The 13,461-nt window shown below is 56.7% G+C and carries 6 protein-coding genes; all 6 read right to left on the bottom strand.

Annotation, left to right across the window (positions count from 1 at the left end):
* Positions 1 to 242: 242 nt before the first annotated feature.
* The 6 genes from DPF_RS04555 to DPF_RS04530 all read right to left on the bottom strand — a co-directional run bounded on the left by DPF_RS04555 (position 243) and on the right by DPF_RS04530 (position 13,454).
* Positions 243 to 1,556 (bottom strand): nucleotide sugar dehydrogenase, encoded by a 1,314-nt coding sequence (locus tag DPF_RS04555; RefSeq protein WP_069857681.1) that lies wholly within the window; start codon positions 1,554 to 1,556, stop codon positions 243 to 245.
* 235 nt (positions 1,557 to 1,791) lie between these two features.
* A complete protein-coding gene (gene recD / locus DPF_RS04550) occupies positions 1,792 to 3,654 on the bottom strand; it encodes an exodeoxyribonuclease V subunit alpha (RefSeq protein ID WP_141721054.1) in 1,863 nt (620 codons plus the stop codon).
* A gap of 36 nt (positions 3,655 to 3,690) precedes the next feature.
* The gene (gene recB / locus DPF_RS04545; RefSeq protein ID WP_069857680.1) at positions 3,691 to 7,371 is read right to left on the bottom strand and encodes an exodeoxyribonuclease V subunit beta; all 3,681 of its coding nucleotides are present in this window, start codon (positions 7,369 to 7,371) and stop codon (positions 3,691 to 3,693) included.
* A gap of 5 nt (positions 7,372 to 7,376) precedes the next feature.
* Positions 7,377 to 10,658, bottom strand: coding sequence for an exodeoxyribonuclease V subunit gamma (gene recC, locus DPF_RS04540; protein WP_069857679.1), 3,282 nt, complete (start codon positions 10,656 to 10,658; stop codon positions 7,377 to 7,379).
* Positions 10,659 to 10,662: 4 nt separating this feature from the next.
* Positions 10,663 to 11,223 (bottom strand): HD domain-containing protein, encoded by a 561-nt coding sequence (locus DPF_RS04535; protein WP_069857678.1) that lies wholly within the window; start codon positions 11,221 to 11,223, stop codon positions 10,663 to 10,665.
* A 209-nt stretch (positions 11,224 to 11,432) separates the two neighbouring features.
* Positions 11,433 to 13,454 carry a methyl-accepting chemotaxis protein gene (locus DPF_RS04530; protein WP_069857677.1) on the bottom strand — a complete coding sequence of 674 codons (2,022 nt, stop codon included), beginning with the start codon at positions 13,452 to 13,454 and terminating at the stop codon, positions 11,433 to 11,435.
* Positions 13,455 to 13,461 lie beyond the last annotated feature (7 nt).

The following is a 13,461-nucleotide window of genomic DNA, read 5'->3' as shown; positions in this document are numbered from 1 at the left end:
TGAAAACACGCTTTCTACTCCCAAACGCATTGACACGCAAACAAGGTCCCCGGCTCAGGCATGATCCTCCCGGCCCTGCGAGCCAGCCACATGAGGCTGTAAGGAGCCGTCACCGGCAAGGGACCCGGACCCGAACAACCTGCCGGCGCGCGGCAGATGCCCATCAACGACCATGGAACATAAACACAAGGGGCAGATGGTTCGCCACCATCTGCCCCTTGTGCGTGATGTATTTGTCAGGACTACAAACGCCATACCGTCAGTCCATGCGCCTTGGCCTGGTCACGGTCCAGCATGCCCTTGATATCCGCCACCACGTTGTTCTCCCTTGGCCGGAATACGGACAGAAGATCCTTAGGACGGTACTTTTTGTACGCATCATGGGCCACGGCAATGATCAGGCCATCCAGATCCCTGAACGTTTCCCAGGGTTGCATTTCGATCCCGTACTCCCTTCTGGCCTCAAGGGCATCGGCATAGGGATCATGAACCACAACCTCGCACCCGAATTCCCGGAGTTCGGCAACAATATCGATCACCCGGGTATTTCTGAGGTCAGGACAATTCTCCTTGAAGGTCAGTCCCATGATACCGACACGAGCCCCCTTGATGGTACAGCCGCAGTGGATCATTTTTTTGATCATGGTCTGTGCAACATAGGAACCCATGGAATCGTTGATTCGCCGTCCCGACAGAATGACCTGGGGATGATACCCGAGCTCCTCGGCCTTGAAGGTCAGATAATAGGGGTCCACCCCGATGCAATGGCCCCCCACAAGTCCGGGCCGAAACGGCAGAAAATTCCATTTGGTTCCAGCGGCCTCCAGGACTTCAAGGGTATCAATGCCCATCATGGCAAAAATGTGGGACAGCTCGTTCATGAGAGCGATGTTCAGATCCCGCTGGGTGTTTTCAATGACCTTGGCGGCCTCGGCCACCCGGATGGACGAAGCCCTGTGAGTCCCCGCAGCCACCACGCGCCCGTAGAACGCACCCAGAAGATCGGCAACTTCAGGAGTCTGCCCGGCCACGATCTTGGTAATGGTCTGCAAGGTATGCACCTTGTCTCCCGGATTGATACGCTCGGGCGAATACCCCAGAAAAAAATCCTTGCCGCACACAAGACCGGATTCCCTCTCCAGAATCGGCCCGCACACCTCTTCGGTCACACCCGGATACACTGTGGATTCGTACACAACAATGCTTCCCCGGCGCAGATGCTTTCCCACCACGGTGGAGGCCCCCACAACCGGAGTGAGGTCGGGACGTCGATTCCTGTCTATGGGGGTGGGCACGGCCACCACGATCACTCCGGCCCGTTCTATGGCTGCAGGATCCGAGGTGAACTCCATGTCTGCCTGCTGCAGACGCTCGTTATCCACTTCAAGGGTACGATCCCTGCCGGCCCTGAGTTCGGCAACACGTCCTTCGTTGATATCAAAACCAATAACATCAAAATGTTCGGCAAAAGCCACGGCAAGGGGCAAGCCCACATAGCCCAGTCCGATAACGGCTACAGCCACCTTTTTGTCGGCAAGATCATCATATGTCAGCATAAAAGAACTCTCTGTTAGATGTACAACCCCAAAAACCGGAAGATTGCCTCCAGGGCCCTCTCCCGGCAAAACGGATAAAACAGACCAAGCGGCTGTTGCCCTTCAGGGACACAGGGCAGATATGCACGCCAACCTGACAGCCTTCGACCTTCCATTCCCTGGCAAAAATACGTTTGTCTAGGCAAGGGTAAAGGGTGTGTCAAGAATGCCAGGCAGATGGATCACCCGCCAATACTCACCCCCTGGCGAGCAGTCTGCGCCCAAGTCCCGACCCCCGTTGGATTCTGCGCCCCACGGCCCGGACAATCATCTCCGGGTCACCCACCAGAGTAACCTTTTCCCTGGCCCGGGTAATGGCCGTGTACAGGAGTTCCCGTGTCAAAACAGGGCTGTCGGCATCGGGAAGGACAAGCAGGACATGATCAAACTCCGAACCCTGGCTCTTGTGCACGGTCATGGCAAAGGCGGGTTCATGAGCAGGCAGGCGGACCGGAGCAATGGAACGCATGCTGTCCTGTTCCTGGTCGGGGAAATGGATATGCGGGCGCCCCTTGGCATCAAGGGCCACCAGGCCGATATCCCCGTTGTACAGACGAACCCCGTAATCATTGACCGAAACCATGACCAGGAGTCCTTCCGGCCAGAGAGCATGGCGTTGCATAACGCCCTGGGCCTGGAGAATGTCGCCCACAAGCTTGTTCAGCATGACGGTCCCGCGTGCACCGTCATGCACAGGGGAAAGGATCCTGAATCGTTGCAAAAGGTCATAACGGGTCTTGACCTCGCGGCTGACATAGGCAGGAACATAGCCTTCCTGAATCACCGAAGTGACAACGGATGCAGGATCGCGAACGGTTTGCGTGTTGATCCAGGAAATATCCGGCAATCCGGCATGAAGGATCTCCAGTGCTCTGGCGCCGTCACCATGGCGTATGGCAAGACTCAAGGCCTTGATGCCACTGTCCTCCCGAAATCGATAGCTTTTTGTCAGGGGAACCACCGTATCCAGCAACCCCCGTTCCGGTCCTGATTCGGGCAGCGGTTCGTCAGGATTGTCCTCTGCACCAACGGTTTGGGCATAGTCCCGGACAAAGGACAAGGAAAACACTTCCAGCCGATCCTGACCGCAGATATCCCCGAGCACGGCTCCGGCTTCCACCGAGGCGAGCTGATCCCTGTCGCCCAGAAGAATGAGCCGGGCATGATCCGGCAATGCCCGAACGGTCTTGGCCATAAGGGGAAGATCCACCATGGACACCTCGTCCAGCACCAGCAGATCCACATTCAAGGGGTTGTCCCGATTGTGCCGGAACTCCGGACTTCCGGAAACCCATCCCAAAAGACGATGCAGAGTCACGGCCGCTGTGGGCATGCGTGCGCCCACACCCTCTGGCAGGTGCAGCCGTTTTCCTGCGCCCTGCAGGGAATCCCCAAGGCGTGCGGCCGCCTTGCCCGTTGGTGCGGCCAGGGCAATGCGCAGGGGATGGGGGCTCTGTTCCAGGATCAGGGCCAGAATTTTGGCCACCGTGGTTGTCTTGCCGGTTCCTGGTCCCCCGGAAATGACGCAAAGCCTGCGGGTAACAGCTGCAAAAGCAGCCACTTTCTGCCAGAATCCCCCCTGTCTGGTATCCGGAAAATACCTGTTCAACCCCTGGCCCAAACGATTCATGTCAATCCCGGTTATCCGCTCCCGGGCCAAACGGGTCAGACTGGAGGCCAGTTCGGTCTCGTAGTCGAAATACCGCTTCATGTACAAGCGGAACCCGTCAAGGATGAGAGGTCGATCTTCACCCGGCCTCCCCACCACAAGGGCCCTGCCAAGGCGTTTCAGCCAGGTGGCCTGATCCGGCCAGGCAATGCCGTGAGTACGCAGTTCCCTGACAAGGGCTGCATCCATCCTGGAAAGATCCAGACAGATGTTTCCCTGGCTGGTGTGGCGACTGAGCAGGGCTGTTCCCAGGGTAAGCAGGGCATCATCCTTGTTCTCCAGACGGGCAACAAAGGATGCAAGATGCAGATCAATGGGGGAGAACATCCCGGTTTCCTGCAAAAGAAGAACGGAATCGGGAAAGGAAAACGGAGCCCTTGCCTGTTTCATGATATCATATCCCAAGCTTCCTGCGTGTCGCAAAACTCATGCAATCCCGGCTTCGACATCCCTTTCTCCCATCAAAAACGTTGATAATTCACGGACAAACCCGGGATCAGGTCTTTCCCGGTAGATCCCGTATTCCGGTCCCAACTTCGCATTCACGCCCCGCAGAAAAACATACAGGATACCGCCGAAATCGCGCTCGTAATCATAGGTGTCGGGCAGACGCATGCGCAGATAGGCGTCCAGGGCCACGGTATAGATATGGGACTGGAAAAAATACATATGTTCATCCATGGCCCGGACAAGCTGCTCCTTGTGATACGCCTGAAAATCATTGCCCAGATGGTTGGACTTCCAGTCAACAAGATACCACTTGCCCTGATACCGGAAAACCAGATCAATGAATCCGAGCATAAATCCCTTTCTGGGGGAAAAACGCAACCCTTCCACGCTTCGGGGAAACGGTTCGGGCAGGATCTGTCCCCACCTGGCGTACACCTGACCCAATCCCTGGGGAGTGATTTGTTGCAGAGGATAGTGGAATTCCAGTTCCGGCAGGGTTTCGCGTACCTGACTCAGGGAAAATCCATGGCCAAGATCCACACTCACCACCTCGTGCAGGGCCGCGCTCACCACCGGGGTCCAGGCGTCTTCCATGCCGTAGCGCTGGAGTTTCTCCCGTATCAGCTCGCAACATGCCTCTGAACCTGCCAAGGAAAAATCCAGTTGTTCCAAAACAGCATGCAGCATGGTTCCCGGCCCGGCCCCCCGGGGAAAGGCAAAAAAGGAAGCCTGATCCTCCTGACTGTCTGTCTCCCGGGAGGGTTCAAAGGGTTCGTCAAAACCGGGACGGGCCGTATGCTCCTGGCCCCTGACCAGGGACGAAAAGCTGGATATGCCAAAACGCTGTTCAATGACCCGCTGGCATCTGGGCAGTTCAAGACGTGAGCTCAAGGCCAAATCCGTGAGAGCTGCAGATTGTCCCGGGACATCAGGCATGGGATAGACAGCACATCCGGGAATCTCCCGTTCCAGTTTTCCAAGTTTCTGCAACAGGGTTGCGTTGTCGATCCCCTTCCACGTCTCCACCAGCTCCTGAAGGGCACAATCTCCTTGGGGACGATATTCGGAAAAAAGATAGGCCATGGCCGAGGACTCTCCAGATCCGATCCGTCCGCAGGCCAGATAGCACCGCGACTCGGCCCGGGTCAAAGCCACATAGGCAAGGCGCATGGCTTCTGCCAGGGCCTCCCTGCCCGCCATATCCTGCCGCTCCCGGGATGCCGATGTGCTCAGATCCAGCACCATATTTCCTGCAGCCGGATCGTGAACCAGTACCTCGGCCCCCTTGCCAACCCCATCAAAAAGAAAAGGACAAAAAACAATCGGATATTGCAGCCCCTTGCTCTTGTGAATGGTCACGATCTGCACGGCCAGCTCATCGCTTTCCAACCTGAGCTGATGCTCTTCGTTTTCACCCGCATCCCGGTTGCACTGTTCGGCAAACCAGGCCAGGAGGCCGGACATGTGCAGCTCGTGTTCCTGTTCGGCCCCATGCAGAATTTCCATGAGGTGGAGAACATTGGTCAGCATGCGTTCCCCTCCCTCCAGCCCCAGCAGACGGGGCCGCACGGCCCAGCGGGTCATCATGGCCGAGAAGAAATCCATGAATCCCCGAATCGCCCACGCATCCCGCATATCGGCAAAATCAGTCAGAATCCGATCCCACTCGTCTTCATCGTCTTCCAGATGATCGATCATGGCCATATCAAAACCGAGCATCCTGGTGGACAAGGCCGCCTTGACCCTCGAAGGCGTTCCGCAGGTTGCGACCCCGTCCATGACCCGAAGCAGCTCCTGGGCCTCGTCACTCTGGAAAACATTGCCACTGCCCGCAATGACACAGGGAAGATCACAGGCATGCAGGGCCTTTTGCACCATGACAGCCTGCCTGTTGGTGCGCACCAGCACGGCCAGGTGGCGGGGCTCCACAGGCTGATGATCCTTGCCCACAGTCACAAGGCCCTTTCGGCCCATACGCACAAGGCGCGAAGCCTCGGCCGCAACACCCCGGGCCACCAGCCGGGCTGCGGTCTCCTTGGGAATATCTGTTTTGCTGTTGGGGGCCAGGGTTTCCTTGTCCAGAAACCACAGATGCAGGGGACTTGCTGCCGCCTTGATGCAGGCGGCAGCAAGATCCGGCTGGTCTTCAAATTCGTCATGAAAAAAGGTGCGGATCCCTTCGTGAACAACCAGGTTGCCCCGGGTTTCAGGGGCCGGACGCACCGGATCGAACCCTATTTCCCGAAACACAAAAGGCTGGGTCATCCGGGCGAACACCCGGTTCACTGCCTCCAGAAGCCCTGGCTCGGAACGCCAGTTGGTGTCCATGGTGTATATCCTGTCCACCTGATTGACGGCCTGCATGTAGGTAAAGATATCGGCACCACGAAAACCGTAGATGGCCTGTTTGGGATCGCCAATGAGAAACAGGATATGCGAAGGGGTTTTGAACAGGGTGGAAAAAATGGTGTACTGAACCGGATCGGTATCCTGGAATTCGTCAATGAGCGCAGCCGTGTACGTGGATCTGACGGCCTGGAGCAAAACATTGTTCCCGTTCCTGAGCACATTTCTGACCCGCAAAAGCATGTCATCATAGCCATACACATTGCGGTTCTGTTTGCGTTCGGCCAGTTCACGGATCAGGTACGCGGCAAACCCGGCCTTGAGGGCGACGATCCGATCCCGAAAGGCTGCATCCAGTTGTGTTCGCGCTTTTTCCAGACGATCGCAGGCTTTGAAAAAAGGGTGGTTGGGAGGGGTACTTTTGGCAATACACCTGGTTTGGATACCGGACTGGGTTACCAGTACAAATTTTTCCGGCAGATCCAAAGACGGTTCCTTGTGGGCAAACATGACCTCAAGCCCGCCAAGCAGCTTGGATACTGTTTTGTCGTTATATGAGTTCTTTTTCAGTGGCGGGCGTGTGTAAAGAATCTTGTGCACCTCTTCCCTGCTCTGCTTCCACAGAAAACGCGCCTCGTGGAACCTGCTGGCATAGTCATCCTCGAGCTTGCTGGTGTCGGGTGCATCCCCCTGCGGCTCGACCACGATTTCCTGATGGTTCATGAGGGTCTGGGCCAGGGAACAGAGAACCCGCAGGGAAAATTCACTGGCATGGGTCAGCAGAAAATCCGCAAACAGGGACGAAACGCCGGAACAATGCACCCGCCAGTAATCTTCGGCAATGCCATTGACCAGGGCCGATTGATCCGTGAGGATCTCGGCGTCAAACGTCTCCTGACTTTCAAAGGCATTTTCCGTGAGAATACGCTGACAAAATCCGTGAATGGTACAGACCGCGGCCTCGTCAAATTCCTGCAGGGCCAGGGTCAGCCGGTTCACGGCAAGGTCAGTTTCTCCGGCCGCACGAACTCGGCCGAGAAGGTCCCGCACAACCGGTTCCCTGCTCTCTTCTCCTGTCTGGAGCAGCAAAAGGGCGTCACGTATGCGTCCCCGAATGCGCTCCCGAAGCTCGGCAGTTGCCGCTCGGGTATAGGTGACCACCAGAATCTGCTGTACCCTCAGCCCCTGTTCCAGAAGCAGCCGCAGATACAAGGCGGCAATGGCATAGGTCTTGCCGGTCCCGGCACTGGCCTCAATCAGATTGGCCCCTTCCAGGGCAACCGTGGATATGTCGAGTCTCTCGGCCTTCATTCCTGTCATCCTTGCCTGGTCATCGCCTGCACAAGAGGTCCGAACACCTGTTCGGCCAGTTCTTCAAAGCGCTGGTCAAGGGCGTCCACATCCCTGAAACACAGGGAGAAATAGGGGTTTTCCCTTTCTCCCTTGTTACCGCCATAACCCGACCCCAGCCATGCTGTCCGGGCCTTTGCGCGGCCCCTGGAAAGATCCTTTTTGCTTTCCACAGCAAACACATGGGAGGACTCCGGGAAAAAAGGCAGGCAGGTGTTGTGGCCCTGATCAAACAGATCCACAAGTTCCTCGAGACGTGACAGGGCATCATCCACCGGATCAAAACGCCACGTCCCGTCTTTGGCAACCATCCACGTGGTGCGCACCCCTTTGGACGGAGCAAGAACCTGCAGGACCAGATGGTGAATCCAGGCCCTTAGAAAATCCCTGCCCTTGGCCTTGGCAAACCGTTGCAACACCTGTCCCCGGGGAAAGACATCTCCCAGCAGGGCTGCAATATCATGGTGATGACAAGCAATGGTTCCTGTCAGGGGTTCCAGACCGCCATCCCCGCTGGTTATGGCCTCCACACGCATGCGCATCGCCCCCACCTCTTCCTGCAGGACATCGAACTGTCGCCGCCCCAACGTACCCGGAGGCAGTTTATTGGCTCCCCGAGCCCGGGCAAAGGCTTCTTCCCATCCCTTTGGGTCGGCGTGCATGAGGTCCTCTCCCAGCAGATAGCCGACCAGAAAATCCAAACGCTCCAGAGGTTCCACATCCTGCAGACCATCCTGCCCGGCATGCAGAATGATGCCCAGACGACGCTGCACCAGAAATCTGGCCGGATTGTTCCAGAACTCGAGAAAGACATCCAAAGGGAGTTCCCGGACCGGCTCTTCTTTTAAGGCAAGAGGACCCTGGATAAAGGGAGAGGAGGTTCGCGGCTGAAGCAGTTTGACCGCTCCCTCAAGATTGTCCCGAACATAGCTTGTACAGGGTGAATCCGGATCAAAATAGGAGGGATGAAATCCCTGCAGCCGGTGGATGACGGTCAACCGTTGCGAGAGCGTGCCCTGGTCAAGGGGATAATACCTGTCCAGGTAATCCATGACCTCACTTAAAAGAACACTGGGAGGCAGGGGCGTATTGTCCCGGGCATCCTGACCCAGATAGGAAAAATAGATCTCGTCACGAGCAGATATCAGGGCCTCCAGGAAAAGATACCTGTCATCCATGCGCAGGGAACGATCCCCCTTGCGCATGGCCGTACGAATGAGATCAAAACCCACAGACCGGTCCTGACGGGGAAAGGCCCCGTCGGAAAGTCCCACCAGACAGACGATTTTAAAGGGAATGCTGCGCATGGGCTGCAGGGTGCAGAAGCTCACTCCGCCGGACAGAAAACGACCCCCCGAAGCAACATCCCCGAACGCGTCCCGGAGCAGACAGCGCACCGTTGGAAAATCCAGCTCCCCGTCAAACCCGCTGGCCTCGGCCCGGGCAAAGACATCCTCGATTCCGGTGACCAAATCCAGAAGGCCCTCGGCCAGCGTCTCGCCCGCCTGCATGAGATCACGGATAAGATCCACAAGATCCGTGCGCCACCCCCGCGCCGACCGGGGATGCTCCAGGTTGGTGACATGAGCAAACAGGATGCGTACAAACTCCACAAACCGTCCGAGAATCCCGGCCTGCCCCCCCTCGATCAGGTCAAAGGGAACAATAGCCCCTCCCCGGTTTCCGTCCGCATGCTGATCACGCTCTTGGGTTGCCGATGACCACATCTTCCGGGGCATCATGACCCCGAGCAACATCCTCTCGAGGCCGTTCACCCATGTATGTTCGCCATATCCGGGCAGACCGAGTTGCTGCTTGAAGTCCGCATCAATCCCCCAGTTGATGCCCACGCCCCGTACCCAGTCCCGCACAATGTCCACTTCGTCCGGAGCAAGACCGGCCTTTTCCCGGAAAAACACGGAATCAAGCAGTGAAAGGACAGCCGAGGCCTCGAACCGGGACGTGACCAGATCAAGGACCTGAAAAAATCCCTTGACCGCAGGGTGCTCCTGCTCCCTGGACTGGTCGGCTATGTGAAAGGGAATGAATGTCGATTTGCCCTTGTGGGCACCGAACACCGCCTGGACATAGGGGGCATAGGTTCCAATGTCCGGGCACATGACCACGATGTCCTCGGGCACCAGTTCAGGACGCTTTTCCAAACGGTCCAGAAGATGGTCGTGCAGAACCTCTATCTCCCGCATGGGACTGTGACAGGAAGCAATGCGCACGGAATCGTCAGGCACGAACTCGCCCCGCCCCGTCTGGGGCGGGTTGGTCATGCCCAAAATGTCCCCCTGTATCTCGTGCAACAGGGTATCGTTGCCGGGCTCGACAAACACCTGCATATCCTGCTCAAGCAGCCCGTGCGTCAGAAGCAGATCCTGAAAATCACGGCCCAGTCGTCCCAGGGAGGCAAGCAGATCATTGCCTGTTTCCAGATGACTGAGATCCACATTTTCTCCCTGTTTGACCGCCAGGCGGGCCTTTTCCTTCAGGGAAACAACATCTGCCCAGTATTCCTGACAGGGGCTCAGAAGATACAGGGAAACAGGGATATGCCTTCCCAGCCCGCTCAAGATATCCAGATACATGGGGGGGAGACTCGATATGCCGAACACGGCCAGTCTCCGGGGAAACCCTTGGGGCAGGGTCCTTGTTGCCGCCAGACGGTCAAGAAACCGCCGGGTCAGGGAGGCCCGATGGTTGGTGGCGCCGAGCCGGGCCACCAGTTGTTGCCACAGGCAGGACTGCCAGCCTTCGTGTTCATTACCCGGAAACATGGTCTTTCCCTGTTCCCAGGCCACAACCATGTCCGGGCGGAAAATGAGATACTGGTCAAAATGGTAGGCTATCTTTTCGGCCAGCTGATAGATCTTTATTCCCCGTCCGTCCCGCAGGTAACCGGCCAGCGCTCTTCCCTCGGGCCCCTTGACGAATCCGGGCAGGATATCCATGAGCTCCCAGACCATGTTCTCCTTGGCAAAGGGATAGTCCTCGGGTGTATCCGGAAGCAGAAGCCTGAACAGGTCATAAAAAAAGACCACGGGAAAGCTGAAGCGCATGTTGGCACAGATCTTCAGGCGACGGGCCAGTTCCAGGGAAAGATACCTGGCCATGCCCTGGCTCTGGACCATGACGCATTCAGGCTCAAAGGGATCATCCAGAGGACGAGCAAGGGCATGGGCCAGCTGATCCACCAGATCCTCCAGACGATTGCCCAGAAAGGTCCTGCATCCGGTTTGCATGGATTTATTCCTCGACCACCAGCCCCACCTGAGGGGCGATTTCCGCGACCGCACCGATGGCCAGGGTCAGAAAGGCCCCCAGTTCCAGGCCGATTTTGTCGCACTCACGAATGACGTCGCGGTTCACCGAAGCGGCAAAGGCTTTGTCCTTCATCTTCTTTTTCAGACTCTTGGCCTTCATGCCCTGCATACGCGTCGGTCTGACCAGGGCCGCGGTATGGATCAGCCCGGTCACGGTCTCTCCGCATCTGAGGGCAAAATCCAGGTCTGTTTCCGGCTCGACCCCGGTCATGTCGTTGTGGGCCCGGATGGCGTGCAGGGCTTCATCCGGAAGCTGGCCTTCGAGCATGTCCGCCCCCACCATCCCGTGTTGCTCGGGCGTGTCGGCAACCATGGAATAATCCAGATCATGAAGCAGGCCGGCCATGCCCCACACGGCCTCGTCCTGTCCCTTTTCCCGGGCCAGGGCCTTGAGCACGGCTTCGGATTCAAGGCAGTGGTTGATGAGACTTTTTTGAGGGACATGCGCCTGCAACAGTTCCAGGGCGTGGTCACGTGTAAGCATGGTCGTATTCTCCTTGTCGTTGAAAAGAGCCGTCATCCGGAATAATGACATGGGTTTGCTTTCCTACTCCACCAGCGCGTCACCTTCAAGCGGCAAGGGCATCAAAAAACATCCCCGGAATCTTCCGATTCCGGGGATGTGGGAGTGTTTGCAGCCGGGCCAACGACCTGGACAAACAGGATACACGACACGGTAGCCCTCATCCGGGGCTACTGGCGCATTCTCTCGATGATCCTGCTCAAATCCGTGGCCAATTGGGACAAACTGCTCACGGCATTGGCCGACTCGCTCATGGTCTGGGCCGTTTCCGAGGCAATGACGTTCACCTCTTCGGCCGAACGGGCAATCTGTTCCGACGAAACAGACTGCTCTTCCGAGGCCGTGGCTATGGCTCGGACCTGATCGGCCGAGGCGTCTACCAAACCTACGATATGTTTCAGGGAGGATCCGGCCCGCTTGCCAAGCTCTGCCGTTGTTGTCACTTCCTCATGGGCCAGGTCCATTTCGCCCAAGCTGGTTTTGGTCCCGCTTTGGATACCATGGACCACCGAGGCCACTTCCTTGGTGGCGGACATGGTCTTTTCGGCCAGTTTACGAACCTCGTCGGCCACCACGGCAAAGCCTCGGCCTGCCTCTCCTGCCCGGGCCGCTTCAATGGCGGCATTCAAGGCCAACAGATTGGTCTGATCGGCAATGTCATTGATCACGTTGATAATGGTGCCGATTTCGTCGGACTGAGTACCCAGCGCGTCCATATGGACTTTCATCTGCTTAACCCGTTCCTGAACCCTGCCGATGGCAGCAATGGCCTTATTGACATCTTCCATGCCCGTCTGGGCCTGTTTCTTGGTCTGCTCAGCATTGGTCGCGGCTTCGGAGGCGTTCTGGGCAACCTCCATGACCGTGGCGTTCATTTGTTCCACCGCCGTTGCCATCTCCGTGATCCGTGCACGTTGTTCGTCAGCACCCCGGCTGGCCTGGGCAACCTGATCAGCCAATTGTTCGGCAGCCGTGGCAACGCTTCCCGAAATGGAATGGGCATCATTGGCCGCTTCAGCAATAATGGCGTTCTGGGTTTCAATGGTCTTTTGCTGGGCCCTGATTTCCGAAAGATCCGTGATGATGGCAAAGGCCCCAATGAGCGTGTTGTCCAGATCGTACAGGGGAGCGGCATCAATGAGCCCATATATCTCATGGCCCTGGCGATGTTTCACGTCCATGTGCTGTTTCTCGATGACCACCTTGTCCCGCATGACCTTCCCCACCACAGTGGGATGGTTGGGGTCATTGTACAGGAATTCGGCAATGGAACTGCCAACATACTCCTCGGGTGTCCCCTCCAGGCCAAGAAGTTCCAAAATGGCCTTGTTAACAAAAGTGATACGCTCCTTTTCATCGACCACATAGCAAGGCACGGTCATGCCGTGCAGGATACCCCTGGAAAACCCGAGTTGTTCCTTGAGAACATTGACCATTTTTCCCAGATTGTCCGAAAGGACACCCAGTTCATCGGGTGAGCCATCATCAAACCTAGCTGAAAAATCTCCTTGTGAAACCTTGTGAGAGGCCCCCAGAATAGCGGCGATACGGTTGATCACGCCAACATGAATGAATCTGGTTACCAGGCCGATCAATACGAGCAGACCGATGATGCAGACAATAATGATCTTGACGATATGGGAATTGATGGTCTCCAACTGACCGGTAACATCCTGGACAAAGACCATGGACCCCAGAATACGTTTGGACGAACCGTGACAATGATAGCATGAAGGCGCATTCATGATCGACAAAGATCGGACAAACAGATCTTTGTCTTCCGCTTGGATCAGAGCATGCTCAGCCATCTGGTCCTCAATGGCCTTGAGAGCAAAATCCGCCACCTGTGACTCGTTGTAGTATTGTTTGAAATCCTTGCGCACTGCCTGGGGATCCGTGCTGTAGGTCACGTTGCCCCTGTAATCCGTGAGAAACAGCTTGGTGTCGGGAAATTGTCGGGCAACAGCCTTGATCTCCTCGCGGGTGCCCTCATCATTGCCGATGATCATGGGACGCTCAATGGCGTGCATGAGCAATTCAGCCGAACGGCTCACCCCTTCTCCCAGCTGTCCCACCATACCTGTATACTGCCAATAGATGGCCAGGCCAACAACACCTGCAAAACCGAGAAAGGAAAGAGCAGAAACAAGAAGACCTATCTTGGCATTGAGGGATTTTCTGAATATGTTCATAAATCCT

This window comes from Desulfoplanes formicivorans, from assembly GCF_001748225.1.
Taxonomy (GTDB): domain Bacteria; phylum Desulfobacterota; class Desulfovibrionia; order Desulfovibrionales; family Desulfomicrobiaceae; genus Desulfoplanes; species Desulfoplanes formicivorans.
Note: the sequence above shows the minus strand (reverse complement) of the source record. Positions and strands in the feature narration are given on the sequence as shown.

Excerpts from the sequence above, each read along its gene's own strand:
- DPF_RS04530 (WP_069857677.1), bottom strand. The coding sequence starts at position 13,454 with ATGAACATATTCAGAAAATCCCTCAATGCCAAGATAGGTCTTCTTGTT.
- recB (WP_069857680.1), bottom strand. The coding sequence starts at position 7,371 with ATGAAGGCCGAGAGACTCGACATATCCACGGTTGCCCTGGAAGGGGCC.
- recD (WP_141721054.1), bottom strand. The coding sequence starts at position 3,654 with ATGAAACAGGCAAGGGCTCCGTTTTCCTTTCCCGATTCCGTTCTTCTT.
- recC (WP_069857679.1), bottom strand. The coding sequence starts at position 10,658 with ATGCAAACCGGATGCAGGACCTTTCTGGGCAATCGTCTGGAGGATCTG.
- DPF_RS04555 (WP_069857681.1), bottom strand. The coding sequence starts at position 1,556 with ATGCTGACATATGATGATCTTGCCGACAAAAAGGTGGCTGTAGCCGTT.
- DPF_RS04535 (WP_069857678.1), bottom strand. The coding sequence starts at position 11,223 with ATGCTTACACGTGACCACGCCCTGGAACTGTTGCAGGCGCATGTCCCT.